General features: G+C 38.7%; 26 protein-coding genes. All 26 read left to right on the top strand.

All coding sequences use genetic code 11. The features are described 5' to 3' along the window. The first annotated feature begins 70 nt into the window (after positions 1-70). The 26 genes from rpsL (at position 71) to rplF (ending at position 19,142) form a co-directional block, all read left to right on the top strand. Positions 71-490 carry a 30S ribosomal protein S12 gene (rpsL, locus tag MHH81_RS19645; protein ID WP_340924650.1) on the top strand — a complete coding sequence of 140 codons (420 nt, stop codon included), beginning with the start codon at positions 71-73 and terminating at the stop codon, positions 488-490. 41 nt (positions 491-531) lie between these two features. Continuing rightward, complete coding sequence (gene rpsG, locus MHH81_RS19640) at positions 532-1,002, top strand: 30S ribosomal protein S7 (protein ID WP_340924647.1); 471 nt, start codon at positions 532-534, stop codon at positions 1,000-1,002. A 50-nt stretch (positions 1,003-1,052) separates the two neighbouring features. Beyond that, positions 1,053-3,131 (top strand): elongation factor G, encoded by a 2,079-nt coding sequence (fusA, locus tag MHH81_RS19635; RefSeq protein WP_340924645.1) that lies wholly within the window; start codon positions 1,053-1,055, stop codon positions 3,129-3,131. Between the two features lie 117 nt (positions 3,132-3,248). Beyond that, positions 3,249-4,436 carry an elongation factor Tu gene (gene tuf, locus MHH81_RS19630; RefSeq protein ID WP_340924642.1) on the top strand — a complete coding sequence of 396 codons (1,188 nt, stop codon included), beginning with the start codon at positions 3,249-3,251 and terminating at the stop codon, positions 4,434-4,436. Between the two features lie 96 nt (positions 4,437-4,532). Then, positions 4,533-5,222: a response regulator transcription factor gene (locus MHH81_RS19625; RefSeq protein ID WP_340924639.1), complete on the top strand. Its 690-nt coding sequence runs from the start codon at positions 4,533-4,535 to the stop codon at positions 5,220-5,222. 6 nt (positions 5,223-5,228) lie between these two features. Further along, positions 5,229-6,257 (top strand): sensor histidine kinase, encoded by a 1,029-nt coding sequence (locus MHH81_RS19620; protein WP_340924636.1) that lies wholly within the window; start codon positions 5,229-5,231, stop codon positions 6,255-6,257. Between the two features lie 99 nt (positions 6,258-6,356). Then, positions 6,357-7,118: an ABC transporter ATP-binding protein gene (locus MHH81_RS19615; protein ID WP_340924634.1), complete on the top strand. Its 762-nt coding sequence runs from the start codon at positions 6,357-6,359 to the stop codon at positions 7,116-7,118. Continuing rightward, complete coding sequence (locus MHH81_RS19610) at positions 7,108-9,099, top strand: ABC transporter permease (RefSeq protein ID WP_340924632.1); 1,992 nt, start codon at positions 7,108-7,110, stop codon at positions 9,097-9,099. Before MHH81_RS19615 ends, MHH81_RS19610 begins: the two co-directional genes overlap by 11 nt. Positions 9,100-9,890: 791 nt before the next feature. Further along, positions 9,891-11,207 (top strand): Na+/H+ antiporter family protein, encoded by a 1,317-nt coding sequence (locus MHH81_RS19605; protein WP_340924629.1) that lies wholly within the window; start codon positions 9,891-9,893, stop codon positions 11,205-11,207. A gap of 348 nt (positions 11,208-11,555) precedes the next feature. Next, positions 11,556-11,864: a 30S ribosomal protein S10 gene (rpsJ, locus tag MHH81_RS19600; protein WP_042478628.1), complete on the top strand. Its 309-nt coding sequence runs from the start codon at positions 11,556-11,558 to the stop codon at positions 11,862-11,864. A 45-nt stretch (positions 11,865-11,909) separates the two neighbouring features. Then, positions 11,910-12,539 (top strand): 50S ribosomal protein L3, encoded by a 630-nt coding sequence (rplC, locus tag MHH81_RS19595; RefSeq protein WP_340924626.1) that lies wholly within the window; start codon positions 11,910-11,912, stop codon positions 12,537-12,539. Between the two features lie 26 nt (positions 12,540-12,565). Continuing rightward, positions 12,566-13,189 carry a 50S ribosomal protein L4 gene (rplD, locus tag MHH81_RS19590; protein ID WP_340924623.1) on the top strand — a complete coding sequence of 208 codons (624 nt, stop codon included), beginning with the start codon at positions 12,566-12,568 and terminating at the stop codon, positions 13,187-13,189. Then, positions 13,189-13,473 carry a 50S ribosomal protein L23 gene (rplW, locus tag MHH81_RS19585; protein ID WP_340924620.1) on the top strand — a complete coding sequence of 95 codons (285 nt, stop codon included), beginning with the start codon at positions 13,189-13,191 and terminating at the stop codon, positions 13,471-13,473. The genes rplD and rplW overlap by 1 nt, the downstream gene beginning before the upstream one ends. Before the next feature lie 42 nt (positions 13,474-13,515). Beyond that, the gene (gene rplB / locus MHH81_RS19580; protein WP_340924617.1) at positions 13,516-14,346 is read left to right on the top strand and encodes a 50S ribosomal protein L2; all 831 of its coding nucleotides are present in this window, start codon (positions 13,516-13,518) and stop codon (positions 14,344-14,346) included. A gap of 60 nt (positions 14,347-14,406) precedes the next feature. Further along, positions 14,407-14,685 (top strand): 30S ribosomal protein S19, encoded by a 279-nt coding sequence (gene rpsS / locus MHH81_RS19575; RefSeq protein ID WP_090567829.1) that lies wholly within the window; start codon positions 14,407-14,409, stop codon positions 14,683-14,685. Positions 14,686-14,705: 20 nt separating this feature from the next. Continuing rightward, on the top strand, positions 14,706-15,050 hold the full coding sequence (gene rplV / locus MHH81_RS19570) for a 50S ribosomal protein L22 (RefSeq protein ID WP_340924614.1): 345 nt from the start codon (positions 14,706-14,708) through the stop codon (positions 15,048-15,050). Between the two features lie 3 nt (positions 15,051-15,053). Next, a complete protein-coding gene (gene rpsC / locus MHH81_RS19565) occupies positions 15,054-15,710 on the top strand; it encodes a 30S ribosomal protein S3 (protein WP_340924611.1) in 657 nt (218 codons plus the stop codon). Between the two features lies 1 nt (position 15,711). Further along, positions 15,712-16,146 (top strand): 50S ribosomal protein L16, encoded by a 435-nt coding sequence (gene rplP / locus MHH81_RS19560; RefSeq protein ID WP_340924608.1) that lies wholly within the window; start codon positions 15,712-15,714, stop codon positions 16,144-16,146. Next, a complete protein-coding gene (gene rpmC, locus MHH81_RS19555; protein ID WP_340924605.1) occupies positions 16,136-16,336 on the top strand; it encodes a 50S ribosomal protein L29 in 201 nt (66 codons plus the stop codon). The genes rplP and rpmC overlap by 11 nt, the downstream gene beginning before the upstream one ends. Before the next feature lie 18 nt (positions 16,337-16,354). Continuing rightward, positions 16,355-16,618, top strand: coding sequence for a 30S ribosomal protein S17 (rpsQ, locus tag MHH81_RS19550; protein ID WP_340924603.1), 264 nt, complete (start codon positions 16,355-16,357; stop codon positions 16,616-16,618). 44 nt (positions 16,619-16,662) lie between these two features. After that, positions 16,663-17,031: a 50S ribosomal protein L14 gene (gene rplN, locus MHH81_RS19545; RefSeq protein ID WP_053591327.1), complete on the top strand. Its 369-nt coding sequence runs from the start codon at positions 16,663-16,665 to the stop codon at positions 17,029-17,031. Between the two features lie 36 nt (positions 17,032-17,067). After that, positions 17,068-17,376: a 50S ribosomal protein L24 gene (rplX, locus tag MHH81_RS19540; RefSeq protein WP_340924600.1), complete on the top strand. Its 309-nt coding sequence runs from the start codon at positions 17,068-17,070 to the stop codon at positions 17,374-17,376. A gap of 23 nt (positions 17,377-17,399) precedes the next feature. Further along, the gene (rplE, locus tag MHH81_RS19535) at positions 17,400-17,939 is read left to right on the top strand and encodes a 50S ribosomal protein L5 (protein ID WP_090567848.1); all 540 of its coding nucleotides are present in this window, start codon (positions 17,400-17,402) and stop codon (positions 17,937-17,939) included. 18 nt (positions 17,940-17,957) lie between these two features. Further along, positions 17,958-18,143, top strand: a complete 186-nt coding sequence (gene rpsN / locus MHH81_RS19530; protein WP_053591330.1) for a 30S ribosomal protein S14 — start codon at positions 17,958-17,960, stop codon at positions 18,141-18,143. 30 nt (positions 18,144-18,173) lie between these two features. Beyond that, positions 18,174-18,572, top strand: a complete 399-nt coding sequence (rpsH, locus tag MHH81_RS19525; protein ID WP_142643408.1) for a 30S ribosomal protein S8 — start codon at positions 18,174-18,176, stop codon at positions 18,570-18,572. A 30-nt stretch (positions 18,573-18,602) separates the two neighbouring features. Then, positions 18,603-19,142 carry a 50S ribosomal protein L6 gene (rplF, locus tag MHH81_RS19520; protein WP_340924593.1) on the top strand — a complete coding sequence of 180 codons (540 nt, stop codon included), beginning with the start codon at positions 18,603-18,605 and terminating at the stop codon, positions 19,140-19,142. The last annotated feature ends 13 nt before the right edge of the window (positions 19,143-19,155 follow it).

Below are 19,155 nucleotides of genomic sequence, written 5' to 3'. Positions count from 1 at the left end.
TGTTTTTACCCAAAAAATGAACCACCTGGATGTGTGGTATTAAAAGAACAAATGAAGGGAGGAATAATCGATGCCTACAATTAACCAATTGGTACGTAAGCCTCGTCAATCCAAAATCACGAAGTCAAAATCTCCAGCTTTAGGAAAAGGTTATAACAGCTTTAAAAAATCTGCTACAAATCTTAACTCTCCACAAAAACGTGGGGTTTGTACTCGTGTTGGTACTATGACACCTAAAAAACCTAACTCGGCACTTCGTAAATATGCGCGTGTACGTTTAACAAATACGTTAGAGGTTACAGCTTATATTCCAGGAGAAGGGCACAACCTACAAGAACATAGTGTTGTACTTATCCGCGGAGGAAAAGTAAAGGATTTACCAGGGGTACGTTATCATATCGTACGTGGTGCTCTTGATACAGCTGGTGTTACTGGTCGTATGCAAAGCCGTTCTTTATACGGTGCAAAACGCCCGAAAGTAAAAAAATAATTTAATTAATAATTAGACATTCGTCGAAAGGAGGAAAACACATGCCTCGTAAAGGTCCTGTTTCCAAACGTGACGTGTTACCAGATCCAATTTATAATTCGAAACTAGTAACTCGTTTAATCAACAAAATGATGGTGGACGGTAAAAGAGGTACTTCTTCAAAAATCCTATACGGAGCGTTTGATCTTGTAAAAGAACGTTCTGGTAAAGATGCTTTAGAAGTATTCGAAGCTGCATTAAACAATGTAATGCCAGTTCTTGAAGTACGCGCTCGTCGTGTTGGTGGTGCAAACTACCAAGTGCCGGTTGAAGTACGTCCAGATCGCCGTTCAACTCTAGGTCTTCGCTACTTAGTTAACTATTCACGTCTTCGTGGAGAAAAAACGATGGAAGAACGCTTAGCTAACGAAATTCTTGACGCATCAAACAACACTGGTGCTTCAGTTAAGAAACGTGAAGATATGCACAAAATGGCAGAAGCTAACAAAGCTTTCGCACACTATCGTTGGTAGGATTTATCTAAAAATCATACTTTAATCCGAATCGGAAGGAGAAATACAATATGGCTAGAGAGTTCTCCTTAGCAAAAACACGTAATATCGGGATCATGGCTCACATCGATGCTGGTAAAACGACTACTACGGAGCGTATTCTTTTTTACACTGGGAAAATCCATAAAATTGGTGAAACTCATGAAGGTGCGTCACAAATGGACTGGATGGAGCAAGAGCAAGAACGTGGTATTACAATCACTTCTGCTGCAACAACAGCTGCTTGGGATAATCACCGTGTAAATATTATCGATACACCAGGTCACGTAGACTTCACTGTTGAAGTTGAACGTTCACTTCGTGTACTTGATGGTGCGGTTACAGTACTAGATGCTCAATCTGGTGTTGAACCACAAACAGAAACAGTATGGCGTCAAGCTACAACTTACGGCGTACCACGTATTGTTTTCATTAACAAAATGGATAAAATGGGTGCAGATTTCCTATATTCTGTAGGAACTCTTCACGACCGTTTACAAGCTAACGCTCATCCAATTCAACTACCAATCGGTTCTGAAGATGACTTTAGTGGAATTATTGACTTAATAACAATGACAGCTACTATGTATCCTAATGATTTAGGAACTGATATGGAAGAGATAGAAATTCCAGAAGAATATAAAGCTCAAGCAGAAGAATACCGTGAAAAATTAGTTGAAGCGGTAGCAGAACTTGACGAAAATATGATGGAAAAATATCTAAACGGTGAAGAAATCACGAACGAAGAATTAGTTAATGGTATCCGTAAAGGTACATTAAACGTAGAATTCTATCCAGTAGTGTGTGGTACTGCATTTAAAAACAAAGGTGTTCGTAAAGTTCTAGACGCAGTTGTTGCATACCTTCCATCACCACTTGATATTCCAGCTATGCAAGGTATCGATCCAGATTCAGAAGAAGAAGTGGAACGTCATTCTGACGATTCAGAACCATTCTCTGCATTAGCGTTTAAAGTTATGACTGACCCTTATGTTGGTAAATTAACTTTCTTCCGTGTGTATTCTGGTACCCTACAATCTGGTTCTTACGTACAAAACTCTACAAAAGGTAAGCGTGAACGTGTAGGACGTATTCTACAAATGCATGCTAACTCTCGCGAAGAGATCTCACAAGTTTACGCTGGAGATATCGCTGCAGCTGTAGGCTTAAAAGATACAACAACAGGTGATACACTTTGTGATGAGAAAGCTCTAGTAATTCTTGAATCTATGGAATTCCCAGAACCAGTTATCTCACTTTCTGTTGAACCTAAATCTAAAGCTGATCAAGATAAAATGGGTGCTGCTCTTGTAAAATTAGCAGAAGAAGATCCTACATTCCGCGTTCATACTGACCAAGAAACTGGTCAAGTAATCATCGCTGGTATGGGTGAGCTTCACCTTGATATCTTAGTTGACCGTATGCGTCGCGAATTTAAAGTAGAGGCTAACGTAGGTGCTCCTCAAGTATCTTACCGTGAAACTTTCCGCTCTTCAGCACAAGTTGAAGGTAAATTCGTACGTCAATCTGGTGGACGTGGTCAATTCGGACACGTTTGGATTGAATTCTCTCCAAACGAAGAAGGAAAAGGCTTTGAATTTGAAAATGCTGTTGTCGGTGGGGTAGTTCCACGTGAATACATTCCAGCTGTTGAAGCAGGTCTTCGTGACGCGCTTAACAATGGTGTACTTGCTGGATATCCATTAATCGATATTAAAGCAAAATTATACGACGGATCTTATCATGATGTTGACTCGAATGAGATGGCATTTAAAATTGCTGCGTCTATGGCATTGAAAAATGCTGTATCTAAAGTAAACCCAGTAATTCTTGAACCACTCATGAAAGTTGAAGTTGTTATTCCTGAAGAATATTTAGGAGACATCATGGGAGATATTACATCTCGTCGTGGACGCGTTGAAGGTATGGACGCTCGTGGTAACGCACAAGTAGTACGTGCAATGGTTCCACTTTCTGAAATGTTCGGATATGCAACGGCTTTACGTTCTAATACGCAAGGTCGCGGAGTATTCTCAATGGTGTTTGATCACTATGAAGATGTTCCAAAATCAATTTCTGAAGAAATTATCAAAAAAAATAAAGGTGAATAATTGAATTTTCACCAATATTCAAGTATAACTAATTTGTAGTGTATAAAAGATAGGGGGACGTACGCCCTCTACCTTTTATCATAAAAAATCACACAATTACTGAGGAGGCAATCTATAATGGCTAAAGAAAAATTTGACCGTTCAAAAACGCATGCTAACGTTGGTACAATCGGACACGTTGACCATGGTAAAACAACTTTAACTGCAGCAATCGCTACAGTTCTTTCTAAAAAAATGGGTGGTACAGCTAAATCATACGCTGACATCGACAACGCTCCTGAAGAAAAAGAGCGCGGAATCACAATCAATACTTCTCACGTTGAGTATGAAACTGCATCACGTCACTATGCTCACGTAGACTGCCCAGGACATGCTGACTATGTTAAAAACATGATCACAGGTGCTGCACAAATGGACGGCGGAATCTTAGTAGTATCTGCTGCTGACGGCCCAATGCCACAAACTCGTGAACATATCCTTCTTTCTCGTCAAGTAGGTGTTCCTTACCTAGTTGTATTCATGAACAAATGTGATATGGTAGACGACGAAGAACTTCTTGAATTAGTTGAAATGGAAATTCGTGACCTTCTTTCTGAATACGATTTCCCAGGCGACGATATTCCAGTAATTAAAGGTTCTGCTCTTAAAGCTCTTGAAGGAGAGCCAGAATGGGAAGAAAAAATCGTTGAATTAATGGACGCTGTAGATAGCTACATCCCAACTCCAGAACGTCAAACTGAAAAACCATTCATGATGCCAGTTGAGGATGTATTCTCAATCACTGGTCGTGGTACAGTTGCTACTGGTCGTGTTGAACGTGGTCAAGTTAAAGTTGGAGACGTTGTTGATATCATTGGTATCAATGAAGATGCAAAATCAACTACTGTAACAGGTGTTGAAATGTTCCGTAAACTTCTTGACTATGCTGAAGCTGGAGACAACATTGGTGCTCTTCTTCGTGGTGTTGCGCGTGAAGATATCCAACGCGGACAAGTATTAGCTAAACCAGGCTCAATCACTCCACACACAGACTTCAAAGCTGAAGTTTATGTTTTATCAAAAGAAGAGGGTGGACGTCATACTCCATTCTTCACAAACTACCGTCCTCAGTTCTACTTCCGTACAACTGACGTAACTGGTGTTTGTAACTTACCAGAAGGCGTAGAAATGGTTATGCCTGGAGATAACATCGAAATGATCGTTTCTCTAATCTCTCCAATCGCTCTTGAAGAAGGTACTAAATTCTCTATCCGTGAGGGTGGACGTACTGTAGGCGCTGGTGTAGTTGCTACTATTACTAAGTAATCTATAAATCAAAAGCTAAAATCCATCTCGTGACGACGAGATGGATTTTTTTTGTGCAAAAAAATAGTGTAAACTAGTCTTATAGAGGTGATACTGTTGAATGCAAAAATATTATTAATTGAAGATGATCAGTCTATATTTGATATGATAAAAGAAAGATTTGTTCAATGGTCAATTGATGTTTGTAGACCATCTGATTTTCAAGAAGTAATCGATAGTTTTATTGATGAAAAGCCACAACTTGTTATTATTGATATTCAGCTTCCAGCATATGATGGATTTCATTGGTGCAGAGAAATTAGACATATTTCAAAAGTACCGATAATATTCTTGTCTTCTCGAGATCATCCAATGGATATGGTGATGGCAATGCAAATGGGCGCAGATGATTTTGTTCAAAAACCATTTAATATGGATGTACTTCTTGCGAAAGTGCAGGCTACTTTTCGCAGAACATATGATTATGGTGAAGAGCGTGTAGACATTACACACTGGAATAATTCGGTTATTGATTTCTCGAGGAGCCATATTACAAGAGGAAACCAGTCTGTAGAACTTACAAAAAATGAGTTGTTTATACTAAGAGTATTACTGCAATCTGTAAATAAAATCGTGTCCCGCGATGAATTAATGAGAAAATTATGGGACGATGAAAGATTCGTTAATGATAATACACTTTCCGTCAATGTAAATAGATTACGAATAAAACTTGAGGAAATAGGTTTAGTTGAGGTCATCTTGACGAAAAAGGGGTTAGGGTATATGGCGGTTACAAAGGAGGAATAGTCTATTTTGTTGTTATTATTTTTAAAAGAAAAGAAAGCGTGGATTCTATTTTTTATTATTTTACAAATATGGCTAAACTTTATATTGACTTTAGATATAACCTTTAGTCATGTTTCTATTCGATATATTAATAGTGTGAATATATTATTGTTCATCGTGTTCTTAACATGGCGTTTTTTTGCAGAAACAAATTATTTAAGAAAGCTCAATGATTTACAGAGGCAGGCAGAAAATGAAGTAGATAGTTTTCTGAGTGCTATTCCAGATGGAAATTCCCCATTTGAAAGGCTTATTTCTAAATCAATGGAAGAGATGATATTAAAGAGTAGAGAAGAGTTGAATGGTGTAAGAGTGGAGTTTTCAGAGGAATATGACCGTACACTTACATGGATTCATGAAGTGAAAACACCATTAACTGCGATGAAATTAATGATTGATTCACTAGACAATCCTTCTTCACAAAAAAAGCTGGAGCTACAATGGCTCCGTATTCACTTGCTTTTAGACCAGCAATTGCATCATACACGTCTTCCTGCTATTGAACGAGATAATATGATTGAATCTGTTGTGCTTCAAAAAATTGTACATAAAGAAATTAAAGAATTACAAGCATGGTGTTTGGAAAAGGGAATTGGATTTGACTTAGATAATTTGAATAAGGAAGTGCTAACCGATCAAAAATGGCTCTCCTTTATTATCCGCCAGCTATTGTCTAATGCAGTGAAATATAGCATGGAAAATGCGGAAATACATATTTTTTCGTCAAAAGAAGAAACGGGTCATGTTATTTTGCATGTTAAAGATGAAGGTATAGGGATTAGTCAGGCCGATTTACCCCGTATTTTTGATAAATCATTTACTGGATTAACAGGTCGTCTCACAACAGCTTCAACAGGAATGGGCTTATATTTAGCTAAAAATGCAGCAGAAAAGTTAGGTATAGTAATATTTGTTCAATCGGAGCAAGGTGTTGGTTCTACTTTCTCTTTACGCTTTCCCCTCAAAAATGAATTTCTTCAAATTTCGAGTAGGTGACAAAATTGTCATCTACTCTTTTCGTTTGTCATCTAAATCAAACGAAAGATGAAAAGTAAAACGGTACAATAGGTATATAAAGTGGTAGGAGGAACGGAAATGACGATATTATGTGGACGTAAAATTAAAAAAGTATATGGTAAAAAAGTAAATGCTCAAGAAGTGCTAAAGGGGATTGATCTGGAGGTGAAAGAGGGAGAATTTGTAGGGATTATGGGTCCTTCGGGTTCAGGGAAAACGACTCTCCTAAATGTTCTTTGTTCAATTGATCATGCAACCGAAGGCGTTATTGAGATTGCTGGAAACAATTTAAGAAAGATGAAAGAACGTGAGTTATCTAGCTTTCGTAGAGAGCAGTTAGGGTTTATCTTTCAAGATTACAACTTGCTAGATACATTAACGGTGAAAGAGAATATTTTACTGCCTTTATCTATAAGTAAAGTATCGAAAAAAGATGCTGAACATCGTTTTAATGAAATTACTAGATTACTTGATATAAAAGAATTAGCTTCTAAATATCCAAATGAAATTTCTGGTGGTCAAAAACAAAGAACTTCAGCTGCAAGAGCATTAATAACGAATCCCTCGATTGTTTTTGCAGATGAACCAACAGGTGCACTCGATTCGAAGTCTGCAACAGCCCTATTAAGTAATTTAGAAAAGATTAATCGAGATAAAAAAGTGACAATTATGATGGTTACGCATGATCCGGTAGCTGCGAGCTTTTGTAGTAGAGTTTTGTTTTTAAAAGACGGACAACTATATACGGAGCTTTATAAAGGGGAAAAGGATCGCAGGGTATTTTTTCAAGATATTATGAATACACAAGGTGTGCTTGGTGGTGATGGTTATGACGCTTAGTCAATTAGTTTTACGAAGTATGAAGAAAAACATTAAGCATTATTATTTGTATTTCTTTGCTCTGATTTTCAGTGTGACATTGTACTTTTCATTTATCACATTGCAATATAATCCAAGTGTGTTAGGTATTTCAGGTGGAGTCAAAATGACTGCAGGAATAAAAGCTGCATCGTATGTATTAATGTTTGTCGTTGTTTTCTTTGTTTTGTACGCCAATCATTTATTTATGAAGAGACGTAGTAAAGAGATTGGGTTGTACCAACTAATCGGTATGTCTAAAGGACTTGTTATTCGATTACTAGCTTTAGAGAGCGTTGTTTTATGGTGTAGTGCAATTGGAATTGGTGTTGGAATAGGATATTTAACTTCGCGATTATTTACAATGATTTTGTTGCGCCTTCTAGAAAAAGAGGCATTAGTGACAATGACATTTTCGACACAAGCACTCCAAATGACTTTGTCTGTATTTGCAATTTTATTAATTGTTGTGTTAATCCAAACGTCATTTATGATTCGTAGGTCTTCTTTGCTTAGCTTGTTTAATGCAAGCAAGACAGCAGATACCCGAGTGAAACGTTTTAATGCATTCCAAATGTTTCTTGGATTTATTGGTCTTGTATCCATTGCATATGGCTATTATTTGTCGACGAAGTTGTTTGAGATAGATAGTCCAAATGCGAATGCCTTATTCATTCGAATGATTCTTATATTAGGAACGACAATTGGAGGAACCTTTTTTGTTTTCCGTTTCTCTGTTGCGTTTTTGATGAATATAATAAGAAAGAAAAAAAGAGGCCACTTATCGCTTGTCGATGTATTGTCTCTAACGCCAATCATGCACCGTATGAAAGGAAATGCGAAGTCTCTTACACTCATAACGGTAATGTCGGCATTTGCACTGGCAATCTTGTCTCTATCGTACATTTCTTATTATTCAGCATCCGCAAATGCACAACGATCTGTGCCTAACGATTTTATCTTATTAAATGATCAAGGCCAAGCATTTACAGAACGTTTGAAGGAAGAAAAGATTGAATTCAAGCAAACGGATTTCTCTATTCTATCAGTACTATTTGATATGTCAGAGATCCTCGAGAAGGATATACCTGCAGGGGTAAATATAGATCCTAAATCTAGCGAAACGGTAGTTATGAAGCATAGTGAAGTTCAAAAGGTAATGCCAGAATTCAAGCTGAAAGAAGGAGAAGGCTATTTTGTAGGTTATTCTGGAGTGCTAGCAGAATTTATGCCGTTTCAGAACAATAAGCCTGTACACATAAAGACAAGTGCTGGTGATGTTACTGTACAAATCAAAAAACTAGATGAAAAGCCGTTATTAAGCTACAGAGTTACTTACGCTGGCCCAGTTCTTGTAGTAACAGATGAGCTGTTTGAGTTACTTACTAACGATCCAATTGTACAAAAACAGACGGGATGGACGAAACAAGTTGGAATTGACTTAGCAGATAAAACAAAAATAAAAGAGGTTCAATCACTGTATAAAGAATCGACAAATGGGGGGACTTTCAAGTATGTGAATGCTAATGGTGCAAGTGAAAGTGTATCTCAAGATTCACAAGAGTCTTATAGACAATCAACGCTAGAACTGTTTGGGTTAGTTATTTTCATTACAGGATTTTTAGGGCTTGCATTTTTAATGACGACCGGCAGCATTTTATACTTTAAGCAAATGACGGAAGCAGAAGAAGAACGTGCTTCTTATACAGTGCTTCGTAAAATTGGATTTTCAAAGAAAGATTTGATGAAGGGTATTTACATGAAGCAGGTATTTAACTTCGGCGTTCCATTAGTAATTGGACTTGCGCATAGTTACTTTGCTGTCAAATCTGGATGGATGATGTTCGGTACAGAGTTAGTTACTCCATTGCTTATTACGATGGGTGTATATGTAATCTTATACTCAATTTTTGCCCTGCTATCAGTAGGCTATTACCGCAAGGTTGTAAACGAATCATTATAAGAGGAAAGATATGCCCCGTAAAAGTCTAGAAAACTTAACATGGGGCAATTCTTTCTTTTTTTTTGAGGAATAAGAAGGATATGCTTTTCTACTCGGTACTTCTCTAATAAAACCACGATATTAGTATAGTGAATGTGTGTCCAAAGCACACTAGAATTGGCAAAGGACAAGAGGCGCTTAAAAGGAGCTATGAGCATTTCTTAAAGAATAAGAAAGTATATTATTTTCTACTCTACATTGTCCAACTCAGGTTTTCCGATGCTTACCGCTCGCTTTCCGCGGGCGAGCGCCGAGCCGCTTAGGCCAACACGATGTTGGTCATGAAGGCGTCGCCTCAGGATGAGGTGCCTTTAGCCTTCCTTCCTCTCTTACGCTCCATAGGGTCTCGTCTGTCTCGCTTTCCCGCAGGAGTCGAGCTGACACTTCTACAAACTAATAAAATGATCCTGCTACTTTGTTATTAGTTATTTTTAGATAGAGAATTTAAATGATTCATAGGCGTATTATAGTTGTCAGTGGAAATAGAGAAAATAATTAATGTCGATGGATAAAATAGCGGAGAGCGTCCGAAATTGTATCTTCGGCGGCTTTAACTGTATAGGAAAGGATCATATCTTTCATTATCCAAACCAAATGCACCACGCCATGCCCATTTCTTAATTTTCACTGTCTAAGTGAAAAGAACCATCTTTGTAATTTTAGCAAAGGTGCTTTTTTACATTGACATTTAGAAGAATAAGAATTAAACTTCTACATGTTAGCAATCTAGTGTGTGAAAGTGAGTGTTTAATTTGAATGCTGTATTATTGGCAGTAGGAGTTATGTTAGTGCTGAGTTTACTTCGAATTAACGTTGTATTCTCATTGATAATAGGAGCGCTTGTAGGCGGTCTGACAGCCGGTCTAACGGTCACAGAAACGATTGATGCATTTACGAGTGGATTAGGTGCTGGTGCGACAATTGCGTTAAGCTACGGGTTATTAGGGGGCTTTGCAGTTGCGATTTCTAAAACAGGAATACCTGAGTTATTAGTAGGAGCGATTTTGAAGCTTGTGAAAAGAGAAGGCGATTCTCAAAAGACAGGATTAGCAAAAGTTTTAGTCTTTTTATTGTTACTCATGATGGCTATTTTCTCCCAAAACCTAATCCCGATTCATATAGCGTTTATTCCATTGTTAGTGCCACCAATTTTGAAAGTCTTAAATATGTTACAAGTGGATCGTCGATTGATCGCGTGTATTTTAGCATTTGGTTTAATTACACCATATATGTTTCTACCATATGGCTTCGGTGCAATCTATCAAGAAATTGTAGCAACGCAAATGGGGTTATCTGGTCTAGAAATTGCGTTAGATGATATTCCAAAGGCAATGGTTGTTCCTGCATTAGGAATGGTATTTGGCCTAGTAATGGCATTTATTTTATATCGTAAACCAAGAAGCTATAAGCAAACAGAAGTAGAAGTAGAAGAGCTTCAGGTTAATGTGAAGAAAAGCAGTGTCATATTCACAATCATTGCGCTGATTGCAGCGTTATATGTTCAAATTGAAACGGACTCAATGATTGCAGGTGCTTTAGCGGGTATTACCGTTCTTTATGTTACTGGTGCTCTTAAATGGAGAGAAGCTGATCAATTATTAACAGAAGGAATGCGTATGATGGCGTTTGTAGGTTTTGTTATGATTACTGCGAATGGTTTTGCCGCTGTTATTAATGCAACGGGTCATGTAGAGAGTTTAGTGAAAGCTTCAGCAGAGTTATTAGCAGGCAACGTCAGCATAGCTGTTTTAGTCATGTTGATTATTGGCTTAGTTGTTACTATGGGAATTGGTTCCTCCTTTGCTACCATTCCGATTATAGCTGCTATTTTTGTACCACTTGCGCTTGAACTTGGATTAAGCCCGTTGGCAATCATTGCTTTAATCGGAACAGCGGGAGCTTTAGGTGATGCTGGTTCTCCTGCATCAGATTCAACGCTTGGTCCAACGGCCGGTTTAAATGTTGACGGACAGCATAATCATATTTGGGATACATGTGTTCCGACGTTTATCTGCTACAACATACCATTGATTGCTTTTGGATGGATTGCTATTGTATTTGTTCTATAGGAAGAAAAGGACGACTTTTTATAAAAGTTCGTCCTTTCTCTATTAGACTTGAAGTATGCCATAAATTACAAAGTACCATATCCGTTGAAATTATAGCAGGAATTGTATATAATAAAAAACAGCTAATAGATGCAGGTCTATGAATCAAGTGAAACGTATTTACAACAATTAAAAAGAATTTCGCGAAAACACTTGCGAAATCTTTTTTTATTGTTTATAATGTTGTAGTTGGTCTTTGACTGCGATGAAGCGAGAGGTTACCGACACACCCGGCCGCTTTGCCATGGCGAGTGTTCGGAAAATTTTCGTGGAGAATGTCTAGAAAATAGGCGAAAAGGAGGGAAAGTAATGGCAAAACAAAAAATCCGTATCCGTTTAAAAGCGTATGATCACAGAATCCTTGATCAATCAGCTGAGAAAATTGTTGAAACTGCTAAACGTTCAGGTGCAAGTGTATCGGGTCCGATTCCACTTCCGACTGAAAGATCTGTGTATACAATTCTTCGTGCCGTTCATAAGTATAAAGATTCTCGTGAACAATTCGAAATGCGTACGCATAAACGTCTTATCGATATCGTTAACCCAACACCACAAACTGTTGATGCGTTAATGAAGCTTGATTTACCATCTGGCGTTGATATTGAAATCAAACTTTAATGGTAAAAGATAAAAAACAATTAATTATTACAGGAGGTGTGACAGATGACCAAAGGAATCTTAGGTAGAAAAATCGGTATGACGCAAGTATTTGCTGAGAACGGTGACTTAATCCCTGTAACTGTAATTGAAGCTACTCCAAACGTAGTACTTCAAAAGAAAACAGCTGAAACAGACGGTTACGAAGCTATTCAGTTAGGTTTTGAAGATAAGCGCGAAAAGCTTTCTAACAAACCTGCGAAAGGGCACGTAGCAAAAGCAAGCACTGCTCCTAAGCGCTTCATCCGCGAATTCCGCGGCTTGGATACAGCTAATTACGAGGTTGGTCAAGAAGTCAACGTAGAAAGTTTTGCAGAAGGCGATGTAATTGATGTAACAGGTGTTACTAAAGGTAAAGGTTTCCAAGGTGTTATTAAACGCCACGGACAATCTCGTGGACCAATGGCCCATGGATCTCGTTATCACCGTCGTCCAGGTTCAATGGGGCCAGTTGCTCCGAACCGCGTATTCAAACAAAAGAAATTACCTGGTCAAATGGGTGGGCACACAGTAACAATCCAAAACTTACAAATCGTAAGAGTGGATGCTGAACGTAACCTACTACTTGTAAAAGGTAATGTTCCTGGTTCTCGTAAATCATTAGTAGTTGTTAAAGCTGCTATTAAATCGAAATAATTCTCTGAAGAAAGGAGGAAACAGGAATGGCAAAAGTATCTTTATTCAATCAAGCAGGATCTTCTGTTGGCGAAATCGAGTTAAGCGATAAAGTTTTCGGAATCGTACCAAACGAAGCTGTTTTATTTGAAGCTATCATTGCTCAACGCGCATCACTTCGTCAAGGTAATCACAAAGTGAAAAACCGTTCTGAAGTTGCTGGTGGTGGACGTAAACCATGGAAGCAAAAAGGAACAGGTCGTGCTCGTCAAGGTTCGATCCGCTCTCCACAATGGCGTGGCGGTGGTACTGTATTCGGTCCAGTTCCACGTAGCTATAGCTACAAATTACCGAAAAAAGTACGTCGTTTAGCTCTTCTTTCAGCTCTTTCATCGAAAGTGCGTGAAGAAAGTATCGTAGTACTTGAAGGTTTAGCTTTTGATGCACCAAAAACAAAAGAATTCGTGAAAGTGTTATCTAACCTTTCAATTAATAAAAAAGCGTTATTCGTAACTGCTGATCTAGATGAAAACGTAGCATTAGCTGCTCGTAACATCCCTGGAATCACAGTTGTGTCTGCAACAGGCATTAACGTATTAGATTTAGTTGGTCACGATAAATTAGTGATGACTAAAGCTGCAGTAGAAAAAGTTGAGGAGGTGCTAGGTTAATGGAAGCACGTGATATTATTAAACGTCCGGTCATTACCGAGCGTTCTTCAGAAGTAATGGCAGATAAAAAGTACACTTTCGAAGTGGACACTCGCGCTAACAAAACACAAGTTAAATATGCGGTTAAAGAAATCTTTGGAGTAGATGTTGAGAAAGTTAACATCATGAACTACAAAGGTAAATACAAACGTGTAGGTAAATTTGGTGGTTACACTAACAAACGTCGTAAAGCGATTGTTACATTAACTCAAGATAGTAAAGAAATCGAATTATTCGAAATCTAATCCTTATAACAAGGATTGAATAATCAAGAAGGAGGGAATAAAATGGCGATTAGAAAGTATAAACCAACGACAAACGGACGTCGTAACATGACATCGTTAGATTACGCTGAAATCACAACTGACAAGCCTGAGAAATCACTTCTTGCTCCTGTGAAGCGTAAAGGCGGCCGTAACAATCAAGGTAAAATTACTGTTCGTCATCATGGTGGTGGACACAAACGTCAATACCGTATCATTGATTTCAAACGAAACAAAGATGGTATACCAGGACGTGTTGCTACTATTGAGTATGATCCAAACCGTACTGCGAACATCGCATTAATTAATTATGTGGATGGGGAAAAACGCTATATCCTAGCTCCTAAAGGCTTAGAAGTTGGAATGACAATCGTGTCAGGTCCAGAAGCTGATATTAAAGTAGGTAACGCACTTCCTTTACAAAACATCCCAATGGGTACTACTATCCATAACATTGAAATGAAACCTGGTAAAGGTGGTCAGTTAGTACGTTCAGCTGGTACATCTGCTCAATTACTTGGTAAAGAAGGTAAATACGTTATCGTACGTTTACAATCTGGTGAAGTTCGCCTAATCCTTTCTGTTTGCCGCGCTACAATCGGTGAAGTAGGAAATGAACAACATGAACTTGTAAACATTGGTAAAGCGGGTCGTAATCGTTGGTTAGGTAAACGCCCAACTGTACGTGGATCTGTAATGAACCCGAACGATCACCCACACGGTGGTGGTGAAGGACGTACGCCAATCGGTCGTAAGTCACCAATGTCTCCATGGGGTAAACCAACTCTTGGATACAAAACTCGTAGCAAGAAAAACAAATCCGACAAACTTATCATTCGTCGTCGTAAAAAATAATGTGGTTTTACTACGGTTCAAAGAACGAGCCGTGGTGCAATCACGGAGGGAGGTTTCAGCATGGGTCGTAGCTTGAAAAAAGGACCTTTCGCAGATGACCATTTACTTAAAAAGGTCGATGCTCAAAAGGACTCTGAGAAAAAACAAGTGATTAAGACTTGGTCTCGCCGTTCAACAATTTTCCCTACTTTTATCGGGTTAACAATCGCGGTATATGACGGACGCAAACATGTTCCTGTATACGTGACTGAAGATATGGTAGGTCATAAACTAGGCGAGTTTGCACCAACACGCGCTTATAAAAGTCATGGTGCAGATGATAAGAAAACAAGACGCTAATTTGAGAGGAGGTCATTCAAATGTCACAAGCAAAAGCTATTGCTAAAACAGTGCGCATTGCTCCTCGTAAAGTAAGATTAGTCGTTGATTTAATCAGAGGTAAGCAAATCGGTGAAGCTATTGCAATTTTACAACTTACTCCTAAAGCAGCATCACCTGTTGTTGAGAAAGTATTAAAATCTGCTGTTGCTAACGCTGAGCACAATTACGATTTAGATGTTAACAAACTAGTTGTTTCTGAAGTCTTCGTTGACGAAGGTCCAACATTGAAGCGTTTCCGTCCACGTGCTATGGGACGTGCAAGTGCTATTAACAAACGTACAAGCCACATCACATTAGTGGTATCTGAGAAGAAGGAGGGATAATCCGTGGGTCAAAAAGTTCATCCAATAGGATTACGAGTTGGTATTATTCGTGACTGGGAGTCAAAATGGTACGCTGGTAAAGACTATGCAACTCTACTTCACGAAGATTTAAAAATTCGTAAGTACATTGAAACTCGTTTGAAAGAAGCGTCTGTTTCTACTGTAGAAATTGAACGTGCTGCAAAACGTGTTAACATTTCAATTCACACAGCGAAACCAGGTATGGTAATCGGTAAAGGTGGTACTGAAGTTGAAGCACTTCGTAAACACTTAAACGATATCACTGGCAAGCGTGTACACATTAACATCGTAGAAATCAAAAGAGCAGACCTGGATGCTAAATTAGTAGCAGAAAGCATCGCACGTCAACTAGAAGGCCGCGTATCTTTCCGTCGTGCTCAAAAGCAAGCAATTCAACGTACAATGCGTTCTGGAGCTAAAGGTATTAAAACTCAAGTATCTGGACGTCTAGGCGGCGCTGACATTGCACGTGCTGAACATTACAGCGAAGGAACTGTACCACTTCATACATTACGTGCTGACATTGATTATGCACATGCTGAAGCTGACACTACTTATGGTAAGCTAGGCGTTAAAGTATGGATCTATCGTGGTGAAGTCCTTCCAGTTAAGAAGAACTCTGAGGAAGGAGGCAAATAATATGTTAATGCCTAAACGCGTTAAATATCGTCGCGAACACCGCGGAAAAATGCGTGGTGAAGCAAAAGGCGGTAAAGAGATAGCATTCGGTGAGTTTGGTTTACAAGCAACTGAAGCTAGCTGGATTACAAGTCGTCAAATTGAATCAGCTCGTATTGCTATGACACGTTACATGAAACGTGGCGGTAAAGTATGGATTAAAATTTTCCCGCATAAACCTTATACGAAAAAGCCTCTTGAGGTTCGTATGGGATCCGGTAAAGGTGCTCCTGAAGGATGGGTAGCAGTAGTAAAGCCTGGGAAAATTATGTTTGAAATTGCTGGCGTAACTGAAGAGGTAGCTCGTGAGGCTTTACGTTTAGCATCACATAAGCTTCCTATTAAGTGTAAAATAGTTAAACGTCAAGAAATTGGTGGTGAATCTAATGAAAGCTAATGACATCCGTGACCTTACTACTGCAGAAATAGAACAAAAGGTAAAATCACTGAAAGAAGAGCTTTTTAACCTTCGCTTCCAATTGGCGACTGGTCAATTAGAAAACACAGCTCGCATTCGCGAAGTACGTAAAGCGATTGCGCGTATGAAAACTGTGATTCGCGAAAGAGAAATCAGTGCAAACAACTGATAAAGGAGGTTTTCAGGCATGACTGAGCGTAACCAACGCAAAGTATACACAGGCCGTGTAGTTTCTGACAAAATGGATAAAACTATCACTGTTTTAGTTGAAACTCATAAAAAACACAAATTATACGGTAAACGTGTTAAATACTCTAAGAAATTTAAGGCTCATGATGAGCAAAATGAAGCCCAAATCGGCGACATCGTCCGCATCATGGAAACTCGTCCGCTATCAGCTACTAAACGTTTCCGTTTATTAGAAGTTACAGAAAAAGCGGTTATTATTTAATAATAAATTTCGGAACTAATAAATTCCGAAGGGAGGTAACCTAAGTGATCCAACAAGAGACTCGTATGAAAGTTGCTGACAACTCAGGTGCACGTGAAGTTTTAACAATTAAAGTACTTGGTGGTACTGGACGTAAAACTGCTAATATCGGCGATATCGTTGTATGTACAGTTAAGAAAGCAACACCAGGTGGCGTTGTCAAGAAGGGTGACGTCGTTAAAGCTGTAATCGTTCGCACTAAAAGCGGCGTACGCCGTAAAGACGGTACTTATATCAAATTCGATGAGAACGCATGCGTTATTATCAAAGACGATAAAGGACCGCGTGGAACTCGTATTTTCGGACCTGTTGCTCGTGAACTACGCGACAGCAATTTCATGAAAATCGTATCTTTAGCTCCAGAAGTTCTTTAATTTACATGAAAGTGCCAATCAAGGAGGTGCGACAGAATGCATGTTAAAAAAGGTGACAAAGTTAAGGTAATCTCAGGTAAAGATAAAGGTAAAACAGGAGTTATCCTTACTGCTTTCCCTAAGAAAGACCGAGTGTTAGTTGAAGGTGTAAACATCGTCAAAAAACATATGAAACCAAACCAAGCTAATCCGCAAGGCGGAATTGTAAGCCAAGAGGCTGCAATTCACGTATCGAATGTTATGTTAATCGACCCAAAAACTGGCGAGCCGACTCGCGTAGGTTCTAAAGTAGAAGATGGCAAAAGAGTTCGTGTTGCGAAAAAATCTGGTGAAATTATTAAATAAGTAAAGAGAAGGGAGGTACACACATGAACCGCCTAAAAGAAAAGTATCTTAAGGAAGTTTCTCCTGCTCTAATGAGCAAGTTTGAATATAACTCAGTGATGCAAGTTCCTAAAGTTGATAAAATTGTTATCAATATGGGTGTGGGTGATGCTGTATCAAATACAAAAGCACTTGACGCTGCTGTTGAAGAATTACAAATTATCTCAGGTCAAAAACCTGTAGTTACGAAAGCTAAAAAATCGATCGCTGGTTTCCGTCTTCGTGAGGGTATGCCAATCGGTGCTAAAGTTACACTACGTGGAGAGCGTATGTATGACTTCTTGGACAAATTAATCGCTATCTCTCTTCCACGTGTACGTGACTTCCGCGGTGTTTCTAAAAAAGCATTCGACGGTCGCGGTAACTACACTCTTGGAGTTAAAGAGCAATTAATCTTCCCTGAAATCGATTATGATAAAGTTTCGAAAGTACGCGGTATGGACATCGTGATTGTAACAACTGCGAACTCTGACGAAGAAGCTCGTGAGTTATTAACACAATTCGGTATGCCATTCCAAAAGTAAAATAAGGGAGGCGAAAACGTGGCTAAAAAATCAATGATCGTTAAACAACAACGTACGCCAAAGTTCAAAGTGCAAGAATACACACGCTGTGAGCGCTGTGGACGTCCGCACTCTGTATATCGTAAATTCAAGCTTTGCCGTATTTGTTTCCGTGAACTTGCATACAAGGGACAAATTCCTGGCGTTAAAAAAGCAAGCTGGTAATCCCCTATAACTGGGAAGGAGGTAAATGTAATGACAATGTCAGATCCAATTGCAGATATGCTAACACGCATTCGTAATGCTAACATGGTTCGTCACGAGAAATTAGAAGTTCCTGCTTCAAACCTGAAAAAGGAAATCGCTGAAATTTTAAAGCGTGAAGGTTTCGTACGTGACGTTGAGTATGTAGAAGATAGCAAACAAGGAATCATTCGCATCTTCTTAAAATATGGTCAAAACGACGAACGCGTTATCACTGGTTTGAAACGTATTTCTAAACCAGGTCTACGCGTTTACGCTAAAACAAACGAAGTACCTAAAGTATTGAACGGTTTAGGAATTGCTTTAGTTTCTACTTCAAATGGTTTATTAACAGATAAAGAAGCTCGCGCTAAACAAGTTGGCGGAGAAATCGTAGCTTACGTTTGGTAATAATCAACAAACGAATGGAGGTGCAACAAAATGTCTCGAGTAGGTAAAAAACCAATTGAGGTTCCTGCAGATGTTACTGTAACAGTTAGCGCTGAAAATACAGTAGTAGTAAAAGGACCAAAAGGTGAATTAACAAATTCATTTAATCAAGATATTAAAATTGAACAAGAAGGTAATGTAATTACTTTAGTTCGTCCAACAGATTCGAAAGAACACCGCACAATCCATGGTACAACTCGCGCTTTGCTAGCTAACATGGTAATTGGTGTTTCTGAAGGATATGCACGTGGACTTGAATTAGTTGGAGTTGGTTACCGTGCACAACTACAAGGTAATAAACTTGTACTTAATGTAGGGTACTCTCATCCAGTTGAATTCACTCCTGAAGACGGATTAGAAGTTGAAGTTCCTTCTAATACAAAAATTATCATTCGCGGTATTAACAAAGAACGCGTTGGTGCTCTAGCATCTAACATTCGTCAAGTTCGTCCACCAGAGCCTTACAAAGGTAAAGGTATTCGTTATGAAGGCGAAGTTGTACGCCGCAAAGAAGGTAAAACAGGTAAATAATGCATCCCGCATT

The sequence above is a fragment of the Psychrobacillus sp. FSL H8-0484 genome, from assembly GCF_038005325.1.
Lineage (GTDB): Bacteria > Bacillota > Bacilli > Bacillales_A > Planococcaceae > Psychrobacillus.
Note: the sequence above shows the minus strand (reverse complement) of the source record. Positions and strands in the feature narration are given on the sequence as shown.

Bases quoted from the DNA above. Each gene is read 5' to 3' on its own strand.
- rpsL (WP_340924650.1), top strand. From the start codon at position 71: ATGCCTACAATTAACCAATTGGTACGTAAGCCTCGTCAATCCAAAATC.
- rpsG (WP_340924647.1), top strand. From the start codon at position 532: ATGCCTCGTAAAGGTCCTGTTTCCAAACGTGACGTGTTACCAGATCCA.
- fusA (WP_340924645.1), top strand. From the start codon at position 1,053: ATGGCTAGAGAGTTCTCCTTAGCAAAAACACGTAATATCGGGATCATG.
- tuf (WP_340924642.1), top strand. From the start codon at position 3,249: ATGGCTAAAGAAAAATTTGACCGTTCAAAAACGCATGCTAACGTTGGT.
- MHH81_RS19615 (WP_340924634.1), top strand. From the start codon at position 6,357: ATGACGATATTATGTGGACGTAAAATTAAAAAAGTATATGGTAAAAAA.
- MHH81_RS19610 (WP_340924632.1), top strand. From the start codon at position 7,108: ATGACGCTTAGTCAATTAGTTTTACGAAGTATGAAGAAAAACATTAAG.
- rpsJ (WP_042478628.1), top strand. From the start codon at position 11,556: ATGGCAAAACAAAAAATCCGTATCCGTTTAAAAGCGTATGATCACAGA.
- rplC (WP_340924626.1), top strand. From the start codon at position 11,910: ATGACCAAAGGAATCTTAGGTAGAAAAATCGGTATGACGCAAGTATTT.
- rplD (WP_340924623.1), top strand. From the start codon at position 12,566: ATGGCAAAAGTATCTTTATTCAATCAAGCAGGATCTTCTGTTGGCGAA.
- rplW (WP_340924620.1), top strand. From the start codon at position 13,189: ATGGAAGCACGTGATATTATTAAACGTCCGGTCATTACCGAGCGTTCT.
- rplB (WP_340924617.1), top strand. From the start codon at position 13,516: ATGGCGATTAGAAAGTATAAACCAACGACAAACGGACGTCGTAACATG.
- rpsS (WP_090567829.1), top strand. From the start codon at position 14,407: ATGGGTCGTAGCTTGAAAAAAGGACCTTTCGCAGATGACCATTTACTT.
- rplV (WP_340924614.1), top strand. From the start codon at position 14,706: ATGTCACAAGCAAAAGCTATTGCTAAAACAGTGCGCATTGCTCCTCGT.
- rplP (WP_340924608.1), top strand. From the start codon at position 15,712: ATGTTAATGCCTAAACGCGTTAAATATCGTCGCGAACACCGCGGAAAA.
- rpmC (WP_340924605.1), top strand. From the start codon at position 16,136: ATGAAAGCTAATGACATCCGTGACCTTACTACTGCAGAAATAGAACAA.
- rpsQ (WP_340924603.1), top strand. From the start codon at position 16,355: ATGACTGAGCGTAACCAACGCAAAGTATACACAGGCCGTGTAGTTTCT.
- rplX (WP_340924600.1), top strand. From the start codon at position 17,068: ATGCATGTTAAAAAAGGTGACAAAGTTAAGGTAATCTCAGGTAAAGAT.
- rplE (WP_090567848.1), top strand. From the start codon at position 17,400: ATGAACCGCCTAAAAGAAAAGTATCTTAAGGAAGTTTCTCCTGCTCTA.
- rpsH (WP_142643408.1), top strand. From the start codon at position 18,174: ATGACAATGTCAGATCCAATTGCAGATATGCTAACACGCATTCGTAAT.
- rplF (WP_340924593.1), top strand. From the start codon at position 18,603: ATGTCTCGAGTAGGTAAAAAACCAATTGAGGTTCCTGCAGATGTTACT.